Here is a 19,767-nt window from a genome sequence, read left to right on the forward strand (position 1 = left end):
CGCCCGTTCGTCGCGCCAGGTGCACCGAGCCGGCCGGCGTCAGCGGGCGGCGTGCGTGCGGCGGCCGCGCGCGGCGCCACGACGCGGGGCGGCTGGGCGCAGCAGCGCGTCCCACGCCGCCATGGCGGACTCGACGATCCCGAGCAGCTCGGCGCGCGAGGCGCCGTCGCGCGCCCGGAGCGAGAGCCCCTGCAGCACGGTGGCGTAGAACGCGGTGAGCGCCTCCACGTCGGCCCCTGGCGGAAGGTCACCCTCGTCGACGCCGCGGCGGAGCCTCCGGCGCACGTCCTCGACCGCCCGGGCGCGGCGCGCCCGCAGCAGCGCGTCCAGCGCCGCACCGTCGCCGTCTGCGCCGCCCTGGCATGCGCCCAGCACGATCATGCAGCCGCGTGGCTTCCCCGCCGCCGTGAGCCCCTCCACCGTCGCGCGAAGCATGCCGCGGAGGGCCTCCCGCGCGGTGCCCTCGTCCAGCGCGCACCGCCCGCCCGCGCCCTCGGTGGCCGCGTACAGGTCCAGCGCCTCCCGGAACAGCGCCGCCTTGCTCCCGAACGCCGCGTAGAGGCTGGGCGAGTTGATCCCCATGGCGCGGGTGAGGTCCGCCATGGAGGCGCCGTCGTACCCGCGATCCCAGAACACCTCCATCGCCTTCTGCAGCGCCTCGCCCCGGTCGAACGAGCGAGGCCGCCCGCGCGTGCCCATGCCGGCCCCCTTTCTGTGTCGTACAGCATAGAAAGTCGGGCGGCTCCCTGGCAAGCGCCGTAGGCTTTCTATGTCGTTCAATACAGAACGGGAGCAACCATGGGAAACCTGCAGGGCAAGGTGGCGCTGGTGACCGGAGGGAGCCGCGGGATCGGGGCCGCCATCGTGCGGCGGCTGGCGCGGGAGGGCGCGACCGTCGCGTTCACCTACGTCAGCTCGGAGGAGCCCGCCCGCCGGATCGCGGAGGCGGTGGAGCGCGCGGGCGGCCGCGCGCGCGCGTACCGCGTGGACAGCGCCGACCCGGTGGCGGTCGAGCGGATCGTGGACGAGGTCGCCGCCGAGCACGGGCGCCTCGACTTCCTCGTGAGCAACGCAGGCGTGGCGACGCTCAAGCCCGTCGAGGAGACCACCCTGGAGGACTTCGATCGGATCGTCGCGACCAACCTCCGATCGGTGTTCGCGGGCGCGCGCGCGGCCGCTCGCCACCTGCGCGCCGGCGGGCGCATCATCACCATCGGCAGCGCCCACGACGAGCGGGTCCCGTTCGCGGGCATCTCCGCGTACGCGGCCAGCAAGGCCGCGCTCGTCGGCCTGACCAAGGGCCTGGCGCGCGATCTGGGCCCGCGCGGCATCAGCGTGACGCTGGTGTCGCCGGGCCCGATCGACACCGACATGAACCCGGCCAGCGGGCCGCTCGCCTCCACCGTCCTGCCGATGCTGGCCTTGCCGCGGTACGGGACGGGCGACGAGGTGGCCGGCCTGGTGGCGTACCTCGCCTCGGACGAGAGCGCGTTCGTCACCGGCGTCTCGCTCGCCATCGACGGGGGGATCACCGCCTGACGGGCGAACGCGGCGCCATCGCGCCACCCGCTCCGGTAGAGTGGCGCGATGGCGAACGCACCCGGTCACGCCTGCCCGCGCTGCGGCGCACCCCGCGCGCCCGGGCCGGAGTGCCCGGGGTGCGGGGTGATCTATGCGAAGGCCCGGCCGCGGCCGGTGCCTGCCACCCCGCTGCCGGATGCGCCGCAGCCGGAGCTCGGCGCGGAGGGCGGCGCGCTCGGGATGCCGCCGCCGGCGCGCTGGTCCGGCGCGCTGGACGGCGCCCGCCGCGAGCTGTGGATCCGGGCGGTCGCGCCGCCTGCCGCGCTGCTCGTCGCGCTCGCGCTGGTCGCGAGCGGACCCGGCCACGCGCTGCTCCGCACCTTCCTGTCCATGTGGATCCACGAGCTCGGTCACGCCACCACCGCCTGGCTGTGCGGCCACGGCGCCTTCCCCGGCCCCTGGCGAACGCCGATCTCGGCGGCGCGGCTCCCGCTCGTGGTGGTGTCGGTCGCCGGTGGGCTCGCCGCGCTCGCCTGGCGAGGCTGGCGCACCGGGCGGCGGGCGCTCCTCGCCGCCGGCCTGGCCGGCCTCGGCGTCCAGCTCGTCTGCACGCTGCTGCCGGCCGGGACCGCCCGGGCGCTCATCACGTTCGGCGGCGACGCGGGGTGCATGGTGATCGGCGCGGCCCTGGTGGCGACGATCTGGTCCGATCCCGAGGGCCCGCTCGGCCGCGGCTCGCTGCGGTGGGGCTTCCTCGTCATCGGCGCGGCGGCGCTGGTGGACGCGCTGCACGGCTGGGTGCACGCGTGGCGCGACCCCGGGGAGCTCCCGCTCGGCGAGATCGAGGGCGTCGGCCTCTCCGACGCGAGCACGCTCATGCAGGTGCACCGCTGGAGCGCGTCCGCGCTCTCCGGCCGCTACGTGGCGCTCGGGCTCGCCTGCCTCGCGGGGCTCGGCGCGGCCTACGCGGTGATGCTGGCGCGGGCCCGGGCGGCGGTCGCGGGGGAGGCGCGGCCGGGCGCCTGAGCCGTTCGGCTCGTGCCTCCGACATAACGGACGCCGGTGAGCCCATAACTAGCGGTCTACGTCGGGCATCTACATAAAACGGACGCACGTCCTAGAAAACGGATTCGCGGTCTGATAGGAACATCCGCCCGGCCGCGCCCGCCGCACGGCCCCAGGAGCCGCCATGTCCGAAGACGTCCACCTCGACTCCAACGTGCCAGGCAACCCGGCCTACCACTTCACCATCGTCGCGCCCGGCACGCCGGCACGGGCGGGCTGGGCGGAGCGTGCGCCGCTCGTCCCCGGGGCCGCGCTCGCCACGCAGTGCGTCCACGCGGGCGTGCAGCCCGACCCCGCCTACGGCGCGGTGATGCCGCCCATCTACCAGTCGTCCACGTTCGCGTTCCGCGACGTGTGCACCAACGCCGGCTACGACTACACGCGCAGCGGCAACCCGACGCGCGCCGCGCTCGAGGAGGCCATCGCCACGCTGGAGGGAGGCGCCGGGGCGACCTGCACCACCACCGGCATGGCCGCGGTGCTGGTGGCGCTCAACCTGCTCCCGCACGGCAGCCACCTGCTCTGTACCGTGGACTGCTACGGCGGCACGTTCCGGACGCTCGAGCACGCGCGGCAGGCGTACGGGCTGGAGGTCACCTACCTCGACCTCGCCGACCTCGGCGCGGTCGAGCGCGCGCTGCGGCCGAACACCGGGATGGTCTGGATCGAGACGCCGTCGAACCCGCTGCTCCGCCTCACCGACATCCGCGCGGTGGCCGAGCTGGCGCACCGGCGCGGCGCGCTCGTGGTGGTGGACAACACGTTCCTCTCGCCGGCGCTCCAGCGCCCGTTCGAGCACGGCGCCGATCTGGTGGTGCACTCCACCACCAAGTACCTGAACGGCCACAGCGACGTGGTCGGCGGTGCGGTGGTCGCGCCCCGCGGCCGCACCGCGCTCCTGCAGCGCATCCAGTCGATGAACAACCTGCTCGGCACCTCCCAGAGCCCGCACGACGCCTTCCTGGTGCTCCGCGGCCTGAAGACGCTGGCGCTGCGCGTGAAGGCGCACGAGGCCGGCGCGCAGCGGGTGGCGGAGTTCCTGGCCGGCCACCCGCAGGTGGCGCGGGTTCACTACCCCGGCCTCCCGTCGCACCCGCAGCACGCGCTCGCGCGCGCGCAGCAGCGCGGCTTCGGCGCCATGCTCAGCTTCGAGCTCCGCGACGGCCGCCCGGATCGGGTGGACCACGTGCTGCGCACGCTGCGCTGGTTCACGCTGGCGGAGTCGCTGGGCGGCGTCGAGAGCCTGGTGGCGCACCCGGCCTCGATGACGCACGCGTCGATGACGCCGGAGGCGCGGCAGCGGGCGGGCATCACCGACTCCGTGATCCGGCTCTCCATCGGCATCGAGGACCCCGCGGACCTGATCGGCGACCTCGACCGCGCGCTCGCGTCGCTGCCGGCCTGAGCGCCGCCGCGCTCGCCGCGGTCGTCTATACTCCGCCGCGACATGGCGACGGCCGAGAAGACGCGCACCGTGTTCGCGGTGCCGAGGATGGATTGCCCCTCCGAGGAGCGGATGATCCGCCTGGCCCTCGAGGGCGCGGCGGACGTCGCCGAGCTGCGCTTCGACCTGCAGGCGCGCACGCTCACCGTGCTCCACGCCGGCGATCCCGCGCCGCTCCTGGCCCGGCTGCAGCCGCTCGGGCTGGGCGCCGAGGTGGCGGCGTCGGCCGCGCACGACGGCGCGCTGGCCGGGGCCGCCGCGGCCGCGCCCGAGGCAGGGGCGGAGGCCCGCACGCTGCGGCTGCTGCTCGCCATCAACGCGGCCATGTTCCTGGTCGAGGTGGTGGCCGGCTGGCTCGCCGAGTCCACCGGCCTCATCGCCGACTCGCTCGACATGCTGGCGGATGCGCTGGTGTACGGCCTGAGCCTCTGGGCGGTCGGCCGCGCCGCCAGGGCGCAGCTGCGGGCCGCGCACGTGTCGGGCGTGCTCCAGGCGGCCCTGGCCGTCGGCGTGTTCGCCGACGTCGCGCGGCGGCTTGTCGGGGGCAGCGCGCCGGAGTCGCCGGCGATGATCGGCATCTCTGCCCTGGCGCTCGCAGCCAACGTGGGCTGCCTCGCGCTCGTCGCCCGCCACCGCCACGGCGGCGCGCACATGAAGGCGAGCTGGATCTTCTCGACCAACGACGTCCTCGCGAACCTGGGCGTCATCGCGGCCGGCGCGCTGGTCGCGTGGACCGGCTCGGCGCTGCCGGACCTGGTCATCGGCACGGCGGTGGCGCTGCTGGTGCTCGTCGGCGCGATCCGCATCCTGCGCCTGCGGTGATAGCCTCGCCGGCGCCCCGTCCCCGAGGAGGCGTCCCCTGTCCCGCGTCCACGTCGAGCTGCCCGACACCTTCGCCTTCTCCACCGAGCTGCCGATCCGCATCGGCGACGTGAACCACGGCGGGCACCTCGGCAACGACGCGGTGCTGTCGCTCGTGCACGAGGCGCGCGTCCGGCTGTTCGCGCGGCACGGCTGGACCGAGCTCGACGTCCGCGGGCCGGGCATCCTGATGGTCGACGCCGCCGTGGTCTACCGGGCCGAGGGCGCCTGGGGGATGACGCTGCGGGTGGACGTCGCCGTCGCGGACCTGGGATCGCGCGGCTGTGACCTCGTCTACCGGCTCTCCGACGCGGCGAGCGGCAAGGAGATCGCCCGCGCCAAGACCGGCATCGTGTTCTTCGACTACGCCGCGCGGCGCGTCGTGCACGTGCCCGAGGCGTTCCGCGAGGTCTTCGGCCCTCCCTAGTCCGCGGGCCCGCCGCCCCAAGGCGGTGCGTCACCCCGCGCGAACGATGGGTGTCACTCCCGGCGGCCGTTCTCGCGCCAGGGAGGACTCGATCCATGGGACACGTGTTGCTTCGATCGCCGTCGCGCCATGCGCTGCTCACCTCGCTCCTGCTCGCCGCCTGCGGAGGAGGAGGCTACGGCGGAGGGGGCGGAGGCGGAGGAGGTGGCGGCTACGGTGACGGCGGCGGCGGTGGGGGCGGAGGTGGCAGCGGCGACGCGGGGCTCGCCGCGCTGTGGGTGGTCCCCGAGTCCGCGCCGGCGCTGAGCGCCGCCGGGCAGGCTGGGTTCACGGCCGGAGAGCTGTTCTGCAACGCGCACACCGCCGCCCACGCGGGCGGCGAGATCCGCGGCCAGCTCGACCTGGGCGGCCCGCTGCGCATCGCCACGCTGGACGGCGCGCAGGAGACGCCGCCGGTCGTCACGAACGCGTTCGGCGCCGCGGCGTTCACGGTCGACCCCGGCACGCTCCGCATGCGCGGCGTGGTGGTGACCTCGGGGGTCCCCACCGCGAACGCCGCCCACGTGCACCTCGGGGCGCGCGACGCGCCGGGCGAGATCATCGTCCCGCTGGCCGGCGGCCCCGAGGTGTGGGTGGTGCCGGACGGCGCCCCGCCGCTCACCACGGCCCAGCGCGAGGCGTTCGAGGCAGGCACGCTGTTCGTGAACGTCCACACCCCCGCCCACGCCGGCGGCGAGATCCGCGGCCAGCTCGACCACCGCGGCACCGCGCGGCTCGCGGCGCTGGATGGCGCGCAGGAGGTCCCCGCCACCGGCTCGAGCGGCTTCGGCGCGGGTCTGCTCGTGGTGGACGACGCGACCGGCCGGCCGGGGGGCTTCGTGATCTCCCGGAGGCTCACCGCCGAGTCCGCCGCGCACGTGCACCAGGCGGCGAGGGGCACCTCCGGCGGCATCATCGTCCCGCTGTTCGGGCGGCCCGGGCTGTGGGTGGTGCGCGACGACGCGGAGCCGCTCACCGCGGAGCAGCGGACCGCCTTCGACGCGGGCGGCCTGTACTACAACGTGCACACGACCGCCAACCCGGCCGGCGAGATCCGCGGCCAGCTCGGGCGCGGCGGCCCGCTCCGCATCGCCTCGCTGGACGGCGCGCAGGAGACACCGCCGGTGACGTCCGCCGGCTTCGGGGCCGGGCTGCTCGCGCTCGACGACGGCGGCGGCGGCGAGGTGGGCGGGTTCGTGGTCGCGGCCGGCCTCACCGGCGCGACCGCCGCCCACGTGCACCAGGGCGCGCGCGGCGCCCCCGGGGACATCCTGGTGCCGCTCTCCGGTCCCTGAGGCGCAGGGTTCACGCCGGGACGTGCACCGTCACCGCCAGGGCATCGGCGGTGACGTCGTACGTTCCGAGCGGGCGCGTGGCCGGTCCGTGCTGCACGGCGCCGTCGAGCGCGTAGCGCGAGCCGTGGCACGGGCAGATCACCTGGCCGCGCCCCGCGTCCCACCCCACGATGCAGCCGAGGTGCGTGCAGATCGCGTCGAGCGCGGCGTACGCGCCGCCGGCGAGCGCCACGACCACGAGCGCGAGCGGCCGCGGCGCGCCGCCCGGCCGGCCGGCCACCGAGCCACCGTCGGCGGCGAGCTGCGGGAAGTCCGCCAGCGGGAACACGACCGCGCCGTCCGTCCAGCGCGGGAACCCGGGATCTCCGGCGGTGAGATCGACCGCCACCTCGTCCAGCGCCGGGTCGTGGAACGCGGCGTAGGCCGCCAGCCCCTGGATCGCGGGCGGGCGCGTGACGCGGCCCAGCAGGTCGAAGGTGGAGGCGTGGCACGGGCAGATCACCTCGCCGCCCTCGAAGCCCACCGGGCAGCCCTGGTGCGTACACGTGCTCGACATGGCGGCGAAGGTGCCGTCGGCCGCGTGGACCACGAGCACCGGATCCGCGAGCCCGGGCGCGCGCGCCCGCACCGCGCCGCCCGGGCGCGCCAGCGCCGGATGGCGCGACAGCGTCAGCGTGAGCCGCCCGTTCACCGGCGCGGCGACGTCCACCAGCGGGGCCGGGGACGTGTCGGGCGCGCAGGCGGGCAGCGCCGCGCCGGCGGCGGCCCCGGCGCCGCCGGCCAGCGCGCGGACGAGGAACTGACGGCGGGTGACGCTCATCGCTCCACCTCCAGCTCGAGCCGCGCGTCCACGTCGACGCGATCGTCCACCTTCACGAACAGCAGCTCCGGCCGCTCGACCTGGTGCGCGTCCAGGCTCACCGGGAAGGTCGCCTCGACGTGGGCCCGGTCCGGCCCGTCGAAGTGCACGGCGGCCGCCGCCTCGACCGGCCGGGGGGACTTGAGCGTCAGCTCGCCGCGCAGCTGCACCCGCACGTCCACCGGGTAGCGGTCGGGTGGATCGAGGTGGCCGACGCCCTTGAAGATCACGTACGGCTGCCGCGCCGCGCCGGTGACCTCGAGCATGTGCGCGTCGCGGTTCGAGTTGCCGGAGTGGAACGAGTCGAGCGGCGCGCGGACCATCACCTGCACCGTCCCGTCCGGCAGCACCCGCGCCTTCCCCTCCACGGCGCGGGACGTCCCCTCGACCGCGTGGAACTTGTGGACCAGCCGGTAGCGGAGCGTGCTGGCGGGCCCGACGTCGAAGGTGCGTGGGGCCGCCCCGGCGGGCGAGGCCGTTGGGGCGAGTGCGGCGAGGACGGACAGCGCGAGCGCGGCGATCATGCCGTCCAGACACCCGGCCTCCGCGCCCGGGGACACCTGCACCCCAGGTGCGCGCACCCCGTTGGGCTTGGCGCGCCGGGACCCACGCGCCCTGCCGCCGGTGTCGTTAGGAACGTGCGGTGCCGATGGACGAGCAGGCGGCTGCCCGGCTCTACCGGACCTACGGGCCGGCCGTCTATCGCCGTTGCCTGCGGCTGCTGCGGGATCGCGAGCTGGCCCGCGACGCGACGCAGGACGTCTTCGTCCAGCTCCTGCGGCACTGGACCACGTCGACCGAGCCGGAGGCGGTGCTGCACTGGATCTACCGGGTGGCCACCAACCACTGCCTCAACCTCCTGCGCAACGCGCGGCGTCACGGGGAGCGATCCCTGGAGCTCGCCCCGGCGCGCGCGGCGGCGGGGACGGCCGCCGAGCCGCAGCGCCTGGTCGCGCAGCGGGTACTGTCGCGGTTCGACGAGGTGACGCAGGCGGTCGCGGTGGGGGTGTTCGTGGACGGGATGGAGCACGAGGAGCTGGCGCGTGCGCTCGGGATCTCCCGGCGTACGGTGAGCCGTCGCCTCGACCGCTTCGTCGAGTCCGCGCGCGAGTATCTGGCCCGAGGTGAGGGATGACGGCCTGCCCGTCCGACCTGAGGCTGGAAGCCCTGCTGCTCGCGCCCGACGGCGCCGACGCGGCGCACGTGACCGCGTGCCCGGCCTGCCAGGAGCGGCTCGCCGAGATGCGCGCCGAGGGCGAGGCGTTCGCACGCGAGGTCTACCCGGCCACGGTGGACGCGGTGGTCGCCTCGGTGCGGGCGACTCCGGCGGCTGCGCCACGGCCGGCGCCACGGCTGCACTGGCTCCGCTTCGCCGTCCCCCTCGCCGCGGCCGCCGCGGTGGCCGTGTTCCTCCTGGTGCGCCTGCGTCCGGCGCCCACGGTGGAGCTGTCCGTGTTCGTGCAGGACGCGGCGCGCGCCGCGCCGGTGGCGGATGGCGAGCCGGTGCCCGCCACCGCGTCCCTCCGCTTCGAGGTCCACCCCAGCTCGCCCTGCTGCCTGTGGATCCTGTCGGTCGATCCCAAGGGGAACATCGCGCGCCTCTACCCGCCGAAGGGCGACAAGGCCTCCGAGGAGCTCATCCACCCGGCCGAGCCGCACGCGCTGCCCACCACCGCCGTGCTCGACGGGCAGGCTGGCCCGGCGCGCATCTTCGCGGTCTGCACCAAGGCGCCGGTGCCGTGGCCGAAGCTGAAGGACGCCGCGGCGAAGCGGCTCGAGAAGGGCGACGAGGCCGTGCGCCAGCTCCGCGCGATCGGCGGGCTGCCCCGGGGCTCGGCGCAGACGTCGGTGCTGATCGAGAAGCGCGGCTGAGCCTCAGAACAGCAGCACCGTCACCCCGACCGTCATCGCGCCGAGCGTCGCGTACCCCACGCCCTGGTGCACCGCGGCCAGGTCGCGCTCGGAGAGGCTGCCCGCGCGCCGGCGCGCCACGATGCCGAGCACGATCTGCGTGACCATGCCCGCCGTGGCGGCGCCCATCGCGATCTTGTGCAGCAGCGCGGTGTCGAGCCGGACCGGCTCCTTCAGCGGCTTCGGGGCGAGCACCCCCAGGAGCGCCGTCGAGAGGAACAGCGCGCTCGTGCCGTAGGCAAGGCCTCGGTGCCAGGCGTGGTAGCGACCGGTGTCGCCGCCGCCGCGGAAGCGATCGTCGAAGTCGAGCTGGCCGACCACGGTCGTGGCGGCGAGCGCCGCCCAGGTGGCCAGGCCGACGGCGGGGTGCAGCCTCAGCATCAGCCGGCGCCGCTGGAGCTGGCGCTCGACGCGCGGATCGGCCTGCTTCGCCGGCCGCCCCAGCAGGTCGAAGTCGAGGTCGGGCGGCGGCGGCTCGAGATCGGGGCGACGCTCGGGCGCCGCGTGCGGCGCGCCGACGTCCGCGTTCGAGGCCTCGCCGGCCTTTGCGCCGTCGCCCGCCTTCGCGGCCTGCCCGGCCTTCGAGGCCTGCCCGGCCTTCGAGGCCTCCCCGGTCTTCGCGGCCTCCCCGGCGCGCGCCGGCCCGGACCCGGCCAGCGCCAGGGCGAGCGCCACCCCCGCAGCTCCACGCACTGTGATCGCGGTCATCGTGGGTTCGGACACCCCGCACCGTTCCCGTGCGCCACCCGCCCTGCACACGGCCCGGATGAAGCCCCACGAAACGCGCCGCCGCGCCGGCGCATCCGATGCCTGGACCGGAACCGGAGGACCGACATGGCTCGACGCGTGAACGCAGGGACGGCCGCCTGGCTGCTGGGCGGCACGATCGTCACCTTCACCCTCGCCACCGCGGCGCTCGCGACGCCGAGGCGAGGGCCGAACGCCGCCATCACCGAGGGGCGGCACGTGTTCCGGTACGACACGTTCGGTGACGAGGCATTCTGGAGCGGCGTGCTGCGCCTGCACGAGCCGATCGCCGCCCTCACCCCGGTCCAGGCGCTCGGCGCGGGGCTCAAGGTCGACCTCGACGCGCTCCCCGCCGCCACGGTCGACGCGCTCCGCGCCGGCGAGGTGAACCTGAACGACCCCGCCGTCACGCTGGACCTGCTCGCGCGCGACGCGGTGGTGGGGGTGAAGGCGAAGGTCGAGGATGGTGCGCTCAGCGCCGTCGGCATCACCTGCGCGCTCTGTCACTCCACCGTGGACGACGCGCTCGCGCCCGGGGTCGGCCACCGGCTCGACGGCTGGCCCAACCGCGACCTGAACGTCGGCGCGATCGTCGGGCTGTCGCCGAACCTCCAGCCGGTCGCGGACCTGCTCGGCGTGGACGTCCCGGCGCTGCGCTCGGTGCTGGACGCGTGGGGGCCGGGCAAGTTCGACGCGACCGTGTTCCTCGACGGCAAGGGCTTCCGGCCGGACGGCAGGACCGCCGCCACGCTCATCCCGCCGGCGTTCGGCCTCGCCGGCGTGAACCTGCACACGTTCACCGGCTGGGGCCAGGTCACCTACTGGAACGCGTTCGTGGCCAACCTGGAGATGCACGGCCAGGGAACGTTCTTCGACCCGCGCCTCGACGACGCGACGAAGTTCCCGATCGCCGCGCGCAACGGCTTCGGGCACGTCCGCCCGCCCGAGGGCAAGCCCGACCTCGTCACGCCGAAGCTGCCCGCGCTCCACGCGTACCAGCTCTCGCTGGCCGCGCCCCGCCCGCCCGAGGGCAGCTTCGACCCGGCGGCCGCGGCCCGCGGCGGCGCGCTCTTCGCCGGCGCGGCGAAGTGCGCGAGCTGCCACGTCCCGCCCATCTTCACCGAGCCCGGCTGGAACCTGCACACGCCGGCCGAGATCGGGATCGACGACTTCCAGGCGAACCGCGGCCCCGAGGGCCGCTACCGCACCACGCCGCTGCGCGGCCTGTTCGCGCACGCGAAGGGCGGCTACTACCACGACGGCCGCTTCGCGACGCTCGGTGACGTGGTCGATCACTACGACCAGCACCTCGACCTCCACCTCACGCAGGCGCAGCGCAGCGATCTCGTCGAGTACCTGAAGTCGCTGTAGGCGCATCCCTCCCGCGCCCGCAGCCCCGCGAGCCCGGCCCACGGCCGGGCTCGCGCCGTTCGGTCCGCCCGTCCGCCAAACCGGACAATCGTCCGTTGTCCGCTTGACAGGAGCGACGTCCGTCATCCAAGATGCCCTCACCATGCGCTCCCCTGCTCCCGCAACCGACGCGCGCGCACGGCCGGTGCGGTGCGCCTGTCGTCCGCCGGCGCCCCCCGCGCGAATGCGCGGCTGACGCCGGCGAGCGCCCCCCTCTCCTCCCTTCCCGCCTGCCCCGGCGCGGCCCATGCCGCGCCCGATGGAGACGTCCATGTCGAAAGCCGCCACCGCAGCCCTCCCATGGCACCGCCGCGAGGACACCTGGGCGATCCTGATCGCGCTCGGGCTGGTCCTCGCCGTCACCGCCGCGTTCTTCCTGGGCGGCGGGCGCGCCGTCTCGGCCACCGCGCTCTCGTTCCCGACCTGGTCCGAGGCGGGCAAGCTCCTGGGGGCGCTGGGCGCGAACCCGCTCGCGCCGCTGGCGCTGTTCGGGACGTTCCTGGCGGCGTTCTCCGTCGCGTCGCTCGTCATCGGCTGGGACGTCGCCCGGTACGCGGCCGGGTTCGCGCTGCTGTTCGCGTTCTCGATCGTGGTGACGGCGCTCGGCTCGAACGCGGTGCTGAAGCAGTGGCAGCTCGAGACCCCGCTGCTGGCGCTCGGGGTGGGCATGCTGCTCGGCAACGCGGTGACGCTGCCCGCCTGGTTCCAGTCGGCGCTCCGCACCGAGTTCTACGTGAAGGTGGGCATCGTGCTGATGGGCGCGACGCTGCCGTTCACCATCATCCTGCAGGCCGGCCCGCTCGCCATCGCGCAGGCCACCCTGGTCGCGGTCTCGACGTTCTTCACCATCCACCTCGCCGCCACGCGGCTGTTCGGGCTCGACCCGCGCTTCGCGGCCACGCTCGGCGCCGGTGGCTCCATCTGCGGCGTGTCCGCCGCCATCGCCATCGGCGGCGCCTGCCGGGCGGAGAAGTCCCACGTCTCGGTCGCGATCTCGATGGTGATCCTGTGGGCGGTGGCCATGATCTTCGCGCTGCCCTTCGCCTGCCGCGCGCTCGGGCTCGCGCCCGGCGTGGCCGGCGCCTGGATCGGCACCTCGGAGTTCGCCGACGCGGCCGGCTTCGCCGCCGCCTCCGCCCTGGGGGACGAGCGCGCCGTGAAGACGTTCACGCTCATGAAGGTGGTCGGTCGCGACATGTTCGTGGGCGTCTGGGCGCTCGTGGTGGCCTTCCTCTCGGTGACCCGCTGGGACCGCGAGCGCGCCGGCGCGCCGGAGAAGGTCGGGACCGGCGAGATCTGGCGCCGGTTCCCGAAGTTCATCCTGGGCTTCCTGGCCGCGTCGCTCGGGGTCACGGTGATCCTCGCCTCGGTGGACTCCGGCGCCGGCACCCGGTTCGCCAAGGAGGCGATCGGGCCGCTCAAGAACCTGCGCGGCTGGGCGTTCACCTGGACGTTCCTGTCCATCGGCTTCACCACCCGCTTCCGCGAGCTGACCCGGTTCGGCTGGCGCCCGTTCGCGGCGTTCGCGGTGGGCGTGCTCGTGAACGTGCCGCTCGGCTACTGGCTGTCCACGCACGTCTTCGACGCCTACTGGCTCGCGGTGCGGTGAGGCGCGCCATGGTCGACCACGTCACCCGCATCACCGTGGAGGCCGGCTCGCCCCGCGCCGCGGCGCTGGGCGGCGCGCTCGCGCAGCTCGGGTTCACCGTCCACGCGGGGCGCCGGGGCCTGGTGGCGGAGTCGAGCGAGGTCGAGGCGCAGGACGCCAAGCGGCGCCTCCGCGCGCTCGGCTTCGCCGACCGCGAGTACCGCGTGTCCCTCGAGTACGTCCGCCGCTGGGGGATCCTGTGAAAGCGCCGCTCGTGCCGCTGTTCGTGAAGCTCGCCGGCCGCGAGGTGGTGGTGGTGGGCGGCGGGGCCATGGCGGCCGTCCGCGTCCGCCAGCTCGCCGAGGCCGGCGCCCGCGTCAAGGTGGTCGCCCCGCAGATCCGCGAGGAGGTCGCCGGGCTGGCGGCGGAGCTGGTCCGCCGGCCGTTCCGCGGCGGCGACCTCGACGGCGCCTGGTTCGCCGTGGCGGCGGCGACGCCGGAGGTGAACCGCGACGTGGCCTGGGCCGCCGAGGCGCGCCGCATCCTGGTGAACGCGGTGGACGATCCGGAGCACGCCACCGCCTACACCGCGGGCGTGGTCCGCCGCGGCGACGCCACCGTCGCCATCTCCACCGCCGGGCGCGCCCCCGCGCTCGCGGGCCTGCTCCGGGAGGCGGTGGACGCGCTGCTCCCGCCCGAGGTGGCCGGCTGGGTGGACGCGGCCGAGGCGGAGCGGCCGGCCTGGAAGGCCGCGCGCGTGCCGCTCGCGGCGCGCCGCGGGCGCCTGCTCCGCGCGCTGAACGCGCTGCACGGCGAGCCGCCCGAGGCCCCCGTCCCGCCCGGCTTCGTGTCGCTGGTGGGCGCCGGCCCCGGCGACGCGGGCCTGCTCACCCGCCGCGGCGCCGAGCGGCTCCGGACGGCGGACGTGGTCCTGTACGACGCGCTGGTCGACCCCGCGGTGCTCGCGCTCGCGCCCTCGGCCCACCGCTTCCACGTGGGGAAGCGCGCCGGGCGCCCGAGCGTCTCGCAGCGCGCCATCGAGCGGCTGCTGGTGCGGGCCGCCCGCGCAGGCAAGCGCGTGGTCCGGCTGAAGTGCGGCGATCCGTTCGTGTTCGGCCGCGGCGGCGAGGAGGCCCTGGCCCTCGCCGCCGCCGGCGTGCCGTTCGAGGTGGTCCCCGGCGTCTCGTCCGCGGTCGCAGCGCCGGCACTCGCCGGCATCCCGGTGACGCACCGCGGGACCTCCGCCGCGTTCGCGGTGGTGGCCGGGCACGCCGAGGCGTCGTACGGCCCGGTGCTCGACGGCCTCGCGCCGGGCACGCTCTCGCTCGTGGTGCTCATGGGCGTGGGCGAGCGCGCCGGCATCGCCGCGCGGCTCCGCGCCCGCGGGTGGGCCGCCGAGACGCCCGCCGCGCTCGTCCTGGGCGCGTCGGGCGAGCTCGTCCACACCTGGCGCGGCCGCCTCGCCGACCTGCCCGGCCTCGCGCTCCCGCCGGACCGCACCCACCTGCCCGGCACGCTCGTGGTCGGGGCCGTCGCCGCCCTCTCCCTCCGCTCCCCGCACTCCACCGAAGCGCAGCCCGCCGCCCGCGCCGACGCCCGGCCGACCTGAAAGGACCCCATGACCGCCACGCCCGCCACCCCGCGCGACCGCGCCTCCTTCGCGGACGACGCCGAGATCTCCGCCTTCGTCGACACGCTGGGCCGCTTCGAGCGCGGCGAGCTCGACGCCGAGGCCTGGCGCGCGTACCGCGTTCCCCGCGGCGTCTACGGCCAGCGCCAGGACGGCGTCCACATGCTGCGCATCAAGCTGCCGCAGGGCGCCGTGACCGGCGCGCAGCTCCGGGCGATCGCCGACGTCGCCACCCGCTGCTCGCGCGGCTTCGGGCACGTCACCACGCGCCAGAACTTCCAGCTCAACTACGTCCGCCCCGCCGACCTCGAGCCCGCCATGCGGCGGCTCGCCGAGGCCGGCATCACCACCTCGGGCGCGTGCGGCAACACGGTGCGCAACGTGCTCGCCTGCCCGCGCGCCGGCGTCTCGCCGGACGAGGTCTTCGACGTGACCCCGTACGCGGAGGCGTTCACCCGTCACTTCCTGCGCCACCCGCTCGGCCACGCGCTTCCCCGCAAGTTCAAGGTGGCGTTCGAGGGCTGCGCCCGCGACCACGTGGCGACCGCCATCCAGGACCTCGGCTTCCGCGCCCGCCTGCGCGACGGCGCGCGGGGGTTCGCGGTGACGGTGGCCGGCGGGACCTCGTCGCTGTGCACCGTCGGCGCGCTCCTGGTGGACTTCCTGCCGGCCGCGGACGTCCTCGCGCTGGGCGAGGCGGTGGTCCGGGTGTTCCACGCGCGCGGCGATCGCGTGAACCGGCACCGCAACCGGCTCAAGTTCCTGGTCCGCGCGCTCGGCTTCGAGCCGTTCCGCGCGCTCGTCCTGGCGGAGCTGGCGCAGGTGCGGGCCGAGGGCGCCCCGGCGCTGCCGTTCGACCCCGAGCGCCCGCCGGTCGAGGCTCCGCCCGCCACCGCGCGCCCGCCCGCGCCCTCGGTCGCCGACCTCGCCGCGCGGGTTCGCGGCGCCCGGCTCCGCGGGCCGGGCGAGCCGCCGCCGCTCCGGATCGTCACCGAGCCCGCGCCGGCCGCGCTGGCGGCGTTCCGCGCCACCAACGTGCTCCCGCAGCGGCAGGCCGGCCACGCCATCGTGGCGGTGTCGCTCGCCCAGGGCGACGCGACCGCGGCCCAGCTCGAGGCGCTCGCGACGCTGGCCGAGGCCTACGGGGACGGCGCGGTGCGGTTCACCAGCGGCGGCCACGTGCTCCTGCGCTGGGTCCGCGAGGAGGACGTGCCGGCGCTCCACGCGCGGCTCTCGGCCGCCGGCCTCGGGCGCGACGGCGCCGGGACCGCGGCAGACGTGGTCGCGTGCCCGGGCGCGGACGTGTGCCGCCTGGCGGTGACGCGCACCCGCGCGCTCGCGCGCCTGGTCGAGGACGAGGTGCGGCACGCCGTTTCGGGCGCCGGCACGGCGGCGCTGCCCGTCGCCATGTCCGGGTGCCCGAACGGCTGCAGCCAGCACCACCTCGCCGCCATCGGGCTGCAGGGCAGCGCGCGCAAGCTGGGCGGCCGCGCCGTGCCGCAGTACTTCGTGCTGCTCGGCGGCCACGTGGACGCGGGGGGCGCCACGTTCGGCCGGCTCGCCGCCAAGGTGCCGGCGCGGCGCATCCCCGAGGCGGTGGCGCGGCTGACGTCGCTCTACCTCGCCGAGCGCCACGCCGGCGAGGCCGCCGGGCCGTTCTTTGCGCGCGCCCTCGACCGCGCGAAGACGATCCTGGCGGACTACGAGCAGCTGCGGCTCGAGGACACCCGGCCCGAGGACTTCGTCGAGCCGGGCGCCACCGAGGACTTCCGCCCCGGCGCGGACGCCGGGGAACGCGCCGCGTAGCGCTCCCGCGCATCACGCGGGACGTGCGCGGTCGTGCGATCGCCCCGGCGCCGCGCGACGGTCAGGAGCCGTGCTGCGCGGGGTCCATCATCGGGCAGCCGTGCTCCTGCATGTAGGTCGCGTGCTGGCGCACGGTGGACTGCAGGGCCTGGAGGTCCGCCGGATCGTTCGGCGTCACCACCAGCCGCGCGCCCTGCGGCACGTCCTCGACGCTCGCCTGCGAGGGCGGCGGCATCTGCATGCCCGCCATACCTCCGTGCATGCCGTGCATCGCGCCGTGGTCCGCGTCTCCGCCCGCGTGGTGGCGGGCGTGCATCGCCGCCATCGCGTGCACGCGCTCGCGCAGCGCGGACACCTGGTCGGGATCGCTCGTCGTGAACGTCACCGCCTCGCCGCTGGAGGTGTCCTCGGCGGAGAGGCGGGTGCCGGGCACGCTCATCGGGCACATCCCCGCCATCCCGCCCGGCGCCGTCGCGGCGCCCGGCGTCGCGGCGGCGGCCCCTCCCGTGCCGGGTTCCGGGGCGGCGTGCCCCGCGTGCATGCACGCGGTCGCCCCGACGAGTGAGAGAACGAACAGAAGCGACCGACTCATGGCTGCCCTCCTTGCCAGCGCCTGGCGAGACCCGGGAAGCTGAGCCCGGGGTGCCGTGCCCGGCGCTGCCCGCCGGGGTCGCCGCCCCGTCGTTCCGCGCAGCGCCCGGTCCCTGGCGCGTTCGGGGCGCGCGCGCCTCAGAGCGCGTGAATCCATCCCCGGACCGAGCCAGGCGGTCGAGACGCGAGCAGCGCGAGGCGCGACGACCGAGCATGCCCGTCGGCATGTGAGGGAGGAGCAACGACGCGATGCGACGCGGATCGGCCGCCGCGGCGACGGGAGGGGATGGGTTCACGTGCTCTCAGGGACCGTGAAGTAATCCGTCCGCGCTGCGGGTGCGGCGCGGGCAGGCGCCCGGGGTCGAGCGCGCCCACCTTCGGGGACGCGGGGGCGTCGGAGGGCTCGTTCAGCCGGCGGAGCTCGGTCCGGCGCCGGGAGTCCCGTCCGGAGGCGATTAGGCCGAGAGTCTGCTCGCGATGAGACGCATGATGTTGAAGCTGATCGCGGCGAGCAGCACGATCGTCTTCACCTTTACCAGCCCTCGGACGTTCAGCCGGTCGAGTCGCCGGTGCACACGGAGATCTGCGTTCGTCCTCTCGGCGAGGACGCCGCGCTGCACGTAGACGCGCTTGGCGTCCTCTGTCCCCATCCGCACGCGCCAGGCCCCGATCGCAGGTGTGTCGTTGCGCTTCGGAGCGTGCGGATCGACGGCTTTGCTCTTCGGCTTCGGCAGCGGCGCATACGGAGTCGCGCCCCGCTCTGCGATGGCCTCGATGTTGTCGAGCGTCACGAAGCCACCGTCGACCAGGTACTCGCGTGGCGTCTCGCCCGTTCGGCGCCGGATCTCGTCGAGCATCGGCACGACGTGCGGCTGGTCGGTACCGTTGTTCGTGACGTCGGTGCCCACGATGACACCGCTCTCGTCCGTCGCGAACTGCACGTTGTAGGCGGGCCGGAACCCACCGTCCGCCATCTTCATCACGCGGCTCTCCGCGTCCGTGGTGCTGACGCGGATCTCGCCGCGACGCCTCGCGTCCGAGGGCTTCTTCTCGTCTCGCTCGACGCGCTGCTTCTCGACGACTTCGACCTCCGCAAGTGCGGCCTCGACGGCATCGAGCCGAGCTTGCGCGGCCCGCTCCTTCGCAGCCTGCACACGCTTCGTCGAAGCTGACGGATCGCTCTCGATCTCGCGCCTGAGCTTTCGGACCTGTTCCTCGGCTTCTTTGCGGCAGCGCTCCAGTGACTGACGACGCCGGAAGCTCGCCGCGCCGGCGCTCGCCCGGACCTTCATCCCGTCCTGCGCCACGCGCCGGAGCTGCACCACGCCTTCCTTCATGAGCGCGGCCAGCACCTGCGTCATGAGCCGGTCGAGCTTCTTCCCGTGCTCCACGCGAAAGTCGGCGAGCGTATGGTGGTTCACCGGCACCCCGCCGCAGATCCAGCGGTAGGGCGCGTCCCGCTCGCACAGCCGCTCGAGCAACCGCGCGCTCCCCACGCCCTCCGAGTTGGCGAACAGCCACAGCGCGAGCAGCACCGCCGGGTCCGTCGCTGGCCGCCCAGCATTGCTGCCGCGCGACGCGATCTCGTCGTAGAACGCCGACAGGTCCAGCCGCTCGACCAACGTCCAGATGGCGCGAACCGGGTGCTCGTCCGGGACCAGCGCTTCGAGGTCCGTCGGCTGCAGCGAGAGTTGATTTCGGACCGGCCTCACCACCCGCGGCGCGTCGTGTTCGCTCACGCCCCGAGAAGATCACGGCCGGCGGCCACAGTCCATGGGGCACCGGCCGATTCCTTCACGCTCTCTCAGCGCCCCGGCGACGCGCACATCGCGGCGCGGGCGTCGCCGATCCACACGTCGGGCTGCCCGCCCGCGCGTCAGCGCACGCCGTGCCACCACGCGTCGGTCGCGTCCCACGCGGCCTGGTGGTCAAGCCCCTTCATCATCTCCTCGGTGTGCTTCCAGCCGCGCGCGGCCATCGCCTCCCCGTCGTCGGTCCGGACGGCGGCGTCCCACGCGGCCTGGTGATCCTTTCCCTTCATCATCTCGGCCGCATGCCCGTGCATCCGGGCGGTGAGATCGGTGCGCGACGCCGACGCGCGCACGGCCTCGCGCGCCTCGTCGGTGCCGGTGGGGACCTGCGCGGCGCGGGCTGCGCCGGCGCCGAGCGCGAGCGCGGCGGCGAGCGGGATCGAGTGGCGGAGCTTCATGGTCGTCTCCTCCCGGGCGGTTCAGCGCGTGCAGGCGCAGGCCATCCGCGCAGCCTCGGGCCGGGCCGGCCGCTCGCGTGCCGGCGCCTGGGCCGGGTAGCGGGTGTCGTCGTAGCTCGGGCCCGCGGCGACCGCGCCGGTGCCGGCGGTGCCGCTGGTGGCGAGGGTGGCGTGCGTCGCCTCCCCGTAGTTGACGTCGTCGTGCGAGCCCGCGTTCGGCGGCAGGTCGGCGGCGAGGGCGGAGCCACCGAGCAGGGTGGCGGCGGCGAGGGCGAGGAAGGTCGGGGTGCGCATGTTGTCTCCTGGTGCGGGCGTCCCGCCCGCGTCTTCGTCGTGGATTCGACGTGATCCAGGGACTGCAGCG

The 19,767-nt window shown here is 75.5% G+C and carries 21 protein-coding genes; 13 read left to right on the forward strand and 8 right to left on the reverse strand.

What is annotated here, in order from left to right; all coding sequences use genetic code 11:
* Window positions 1–39 precede the first annotated feature (39 nt).
* Entirely contained in the window at window positions 40–699 is a 660-nt protein-coding gene (locus A2CP1_RS16765) for a TetR/AcrR family transcriptional regulator (RefSeq protein WP_015934475.1), read from the reverse strand.
* Window positions 700–798: 99 nt separating this feature from the next.
* Here A2CP1_RS16765 and A2CP1_RS16770 point away from each other — a divergent pair, with 99 nt between their 5' ends.
* The 6 genes from A2CP1_RS16770 to A2CP1_RS16795 all read left to right on the forward strand — a co-directional run bounded on the left by A2CP1_RS16770 (window position 799) and on the right by A2CP1_RS16795 (window position 6,652).
* On the forward strand, window positions 799–1,539 hold the full coding sequence (locus A2CP1_RS16770; RefSeq protein ID WP_015934476.1) for a 3-oxoacyl-ACP reductase family protein: 741 nt from the start codon (window positions 799–801) through the stop codon (window positions 1,537–1,539).
* 48 nt (window positions 1,540–1,587) lie between these two features.
* Window positions 1,588–2,547 (forward strand): hypothetical protein, encoded by a 960-nt coding sequence (locus A2CP1_RS16775; protein WP_015934477.1) that lies wholly within the window; start codon window positions 1,588–1,590, stop codon window positions 2,545–2,547.
* Between the two features lie 163 nt (window positions 2,548–2,710).
* Complete coding sequence (locus tag A2CP1_RS16780; RefSeq protein ID WP_015934478.1) at window positions 2,711–3,991, forward strand: trans-sulfuration enzyme family protein; 1,281 nt, start codon at window positions 2,711–2,713, stop codon at window positions 3,989–3,991.
* 42 nt (window positions 3,992–4,033) lie between these two features.
* Entirely contained in the window at window positions 4,034–4,852 is an 819-nt protein-coding gene (locus tag A2CP1_RS16785) for a cation efflux transmembrane domain-containing protein (protein WP_015934479.1), read from the forward strand.
* Window positions 4,853–4,961: 109 nt separating this feature from the next.
* The gene (locus A2CP1_RS16790) at window positions 4,962–5,318 is read left to right on the forward strand and encodes an acyl-CoA thioesterase (RefSeq protein WP_015934480.1); all 357 of its coding nucleotides are present in this window, start codon (window positions 4,962–4,964) and stop codon (window positions 5,316–5,318) included.
* Window positions 5,319–5,413: 95 nt separating this feature from the next.
* A complete protein-coding gene (locus A2CP1_RS16795; RefSeq protein WP_015934481.1) occupies window positions 5,414–6,652 on the forward strand; it encodes a CHRD domain-containing protein in 1,239 nt (412 codons plus the stop codon).
* A gap of 10 nt (window positions 6,653–6,662) precedes the next feature.
* Here A2CP1_RS16795 and A2CP1_RS16800 read toward each other — a convergent pair whose 3' ends face one another.
* Window positions 6,663–7,472 carry a Rieske 2Fe-2S domain-containing protein gene (locus A2CP1_RS16800; protein WP_015934482.1) on the reverse strand — a complete coding sequence of 270 codons (810 nt, stop codon included), beginning with the start codon at window positions 7,470–7,472 and terminating at the stop codon, window positions 6,663–6,665.
* Window positions 7,469–8,092, reverse strand: a complete 624-nt coding sequence (locus A2CP1_RS16805; protein WP_245529816.1) for a YceI family protein — start codon at window positions 8,090–8,092, stop codon at window positions 7,469–7,471. The genes A2CP1_RS16800 and A2CP1_RS16805 overlap by 4 nt, the downstream gene beginning before the upstream one ends.
* A gap of 68 nt (window positions 8,093–8,160) precedes the next feature.
* Between A2CP1_RS16805 and A2CP1_RS16810 the strand changes: the two genes are divergently transcribed.
* Both A2CP1_RS16810 and A2CP1_RS16815 read left to right on the forward strand, forming a co-directional pair.
* The gene (locus A2CP1_RS16810) at window positions 8,161–8,646 is read left to right on the forward strand and encodes an RNA polymerase sigma factor (RefSeq protein WP_012527255.1); all 486 of its coding nucleotides are present in this window, start codon (window positions 8,161–8,163) and stop codon (window positions 8,644–8,646) included.
* Window positions 8,643–9,383: a DUF4384 domain-containing protein gene (locus A2CP1_RS16815; RefSeq protein ID WP_015934484.1), complete on the forward strand. Its 741-nt coding sequence runs from the start codon at window positions 8,643–8,645 to the stop codon at window positions 9,381–9,383. The genes A2CP1_RS16810 and A2CP1_RS16815 overlap by 4 nt, the downstream gene beginning before the upstream one ends.
* A 3-nt stretch (window positions 9,384–9,386) precedes the next feature.
* On the opposite strand, the gene A2CP1_RS16820 is transcribed toward A2CP1_RS16815, so the two are convergent.
* Window positions 9,387–10,097 carry a hypothetical protein gene (locus A2CP1_RS16820; protein ID WP_015934485.1) on the reverse strand — a complete coding sequence of 237 codons (711 nt, stop codon included), beginning with the start codon at window positions 10,095–10,097 and terminating at the stop codon, window positions 9,387–9,389.
* A 159-nt stretch (window positions 10,098–10,256) separates the two neighbouring features.
* Here A2CP1_RS16820 and A2CP1_RS16825 point away from each other — a divergent pair, with 159 nt between their 5' ends.
* From A2CP1_RS16825 to A2CP1_RS16845, 5 genes are all read left to right on the forward strand, one after another.
* Complete coding sequence (locus tag A2CP1_RS16825; RefSeq protein ID WP_015934486.1) at window positions 10,257–11,540, forward strand: hypothetical protein; 1,284 nt, start codon at window positions 10,257–10,259, stop codon at window positions 11,538–11,540.
* A 310-nt stretch (window positions 11,541–11,850) separates the two neighbouring features.
* Window positions 11,851–13,188 carry a YeiH family protein gene (locus tag A2CP1_RS16830; RefSeq protein ID WP_015934487.1) on the forward strand — a complete coding sequence of 446 codons (1,338 nt, stop codon included), beginning with the start codon at window positions 11,851–11,853 and terminating at the stop codon, window positions 13,186–13,188.
* Window positions 13,189–13,196: 8 nt separating this feature from the next.
* Window positions 13,197–13,430 carry a hypothetical protein gene (locus A2CP1_RS16835; protein ID WP_015934488.1) on the forward strand — a complete coding sequence of 78 codons (234 nt, stop codon included), beginning with the start codon at window positions 13,197–13,199 and terminating at the stop codon, window positions 13,428–13,430.
* Window positions 13,427–14,776, forward strand: a complete 1,350-nt coding sequence (gene cobA / locus A2CP1_RS16840) for a uroporphyrinogen-III C-methyltransferase (RefSeq protein WP_015934489.1) — start codon at window positions 13,427–13,429, stop codon at window positions 14,774–14,776. The genes A2CP1_RS16835 and cobA overlap by 4 nt, the downstream gene beginning before the upstream one ends.
* Window positions 14,777–14,785: 9 nt before the next feature.
* The gene (locus A2CP1_RS16845; protein WP_015934490.1) at window positions 14,786–16,603 is read left to right on the forward strand and encodes a nitrite/sulfite reductase; all 1,818 of its coding nucleotides are present in this window, start codon (window positions 14,786–14,788) and stop codon (window positions 16,601–16,603) included.
* A gap of 61 nt (window positions 16,604–16,664) precedes the next feature.
* Here the strand turns inward: A2CP1_RS16845 and A2CP1_RS16850 are convergent, their stop codons facing one another.
* From A2CP1_RS16850 to A2CP1_RS16865, 4 genes are all read right to left on the reverse strand, one after another.
* A complete protein-coding gene (locus tag A2CP1_RS16850) occupies window positions 16,665–17,042 on the reverse strand; it encodes a hypothetical protein (RefSeq protein ID WP_245529817.1) in 378 nt (125 codons plus the stop codon).
* 607 nt (window positions 17,043–17,649) lie between these two features.
* On the reverse strand, window positions 17,650–18,933 hold the full coding sequence (locus A2CP1_RS16855; RefSeq protein ID WP_012633848.1) for an IS1182-like element ISAde2 family transposase: 1,284 nt from the start codon (window positions 18,931–18,933) through the stop codon (window positions 17,650–17,652).
* A gap of 137 nt (window positions 18,934–19,070) precedes the next feature.
* Window positions 19,071–19,403, reverse strand: coding sequence for a hypothetical protein (locus tag A2CP1_RS16860; protein WP_015934492.1), 333 nt, complete (start codon window positions 19,401–19,403; stop codon window positions 19,071–19,073).
* Window positions 19,404–19,424: 21 nt separating this feature from the next.
* Window positions 19,425–19,697 carry a hypothetical protein gene (locus tag A2CP1_RS16865; protein WP_015934493.1) on the reverse strand — a complete coding sequence of 91 codons (273 nt, stop codon included), beginning with the start codon at window positions 19,695–19,697 and terminating at the stop codon, window positions 19,425–19,427.
* Window positions 19,698–19,767 lie beyond the last annotated feature (70 nt).

The organism is Anaeromyxobacter dehalogenans 2CP-1 (assembly GCF_000022145.1).
Taxonomy (GTDB): domain Bacteria; phylum Myxococcota; class Myxococcia; order Myxococcales; family Anaeromyxobacteraceae; genus Anaeromyxobacter; species Anaeromyxobacter dehalogenans.

Coding starts and splice junctions, on each gene's coding strand:
- A2CP1_RS16865 (WP_015934493.1), bottom strand. CDS start 19,697: ATGCGCACCCCGACCTTCCTCGCCCTCGCCGCCGCCACCCTGCTCGGT.
- A2CP1_RS16835 (WP_015934488.1), top strand. CDS start 13,197: ATGGTCGACCACGTCACCCGCATCACCGTGGAGGCCGGCTCGCCCCGC.
- A2CP1_RS16770 (WP_015934476.1), top strand. CDS start 799: ATGGGAAACCTGCAGGGCAAGGTGGCGCTGGTGACCGGAGGGAGCCGC.
- A2CP1_RS16785 (WP_015934479.1), top strand. CDS start 4,034: ATGGCGACGGCCGAGAAGACGCGCACCGTGTTCGCGGTGCCGAGGATG.
- A2CP1_RS16765 (WP_015934475.1), bottom strand. CDS start 699: ATGGGCACGCGCGGGCGGCCTCGCTCGTTCGACCGGGGCGAGGCGCTG.
- A2CP1_RS16850 (WP_245529817.1), bottom strand. CDS start 17,042: ATGAGCGTGCCCGGCACCCGCCTCTCCGCCGAGGACACCTCCAGCGGC.
- A2CP1_RS16780 (WP_015934478.1), top strand. CDS start 2,711: ATGTCCGAAGACGTCCACCTCGACTCCAACGTGCCAGGCAACCCGGCC.
- A2CP1_RS16830 (WP_015934487.1), top strand. CDS start 11,851: ATGTCGAAAGCCGCCACCGCAGCCCTCCCATGGCACCGCCGCGAGGAC.
- A2CP1_RS16815 (WP_015934484.1), top strand. CDS start 8,643: ATGACGGCCTGCCCGTCCGACCTGAGGCTGGAAGCCCTGCTGCTCGCG.
- A2CP1_RS16800 (WP_015934482.1), bottom strand. CDS start 7,472: ATGAGCGTCACCCGCCGTCAGTTCCTCGTCCGCGCGCTGGCCGGCGGC.
- A2CP1_RS16860 (WP_015934492.1), bottom strand. CDS start 19,403: ATGAAGCTCCGCCACTCGATCCCGCTCGCCGCCGCGCTCGCGCTCGGC.
- A2CP1_RS16810 (WP_012527255.1), top strand. CDS start 8,161: ATGGACGAGCAGGCGGCTGCCCGGCTCTACCGGACCTACGGGCCGGCC.
- A2CP1_RS16795 (WP_015934481.1), top strand. CDS start 5,414: ATGGGACACGTGTTGCTTCGATCGCCGTCGCGCCATGCGCTGCTCACC.
- A2CP1_RS16845 (WP_015934490.1), top strand. CDS start 14,786: ATGACCGCCACGCCCGCCACCCCGCGCGACCGCGCCTCCTTCGCGGAC.
- A2CP1_RS16775 (WP_015934477.1), top strand. CDS start 1,588: ATGGCGAACGCACCCGGTCACGCCTGCCCGCGCTGCGGCGCACCCCGC.
- A2CP1_RS16825 (WP_015934486.1), top strand. CDS start 10,257: ATGGCTCGACGCGTGAACGCAGGGACGGCCGCCTGGCTGCTGGGCGGC.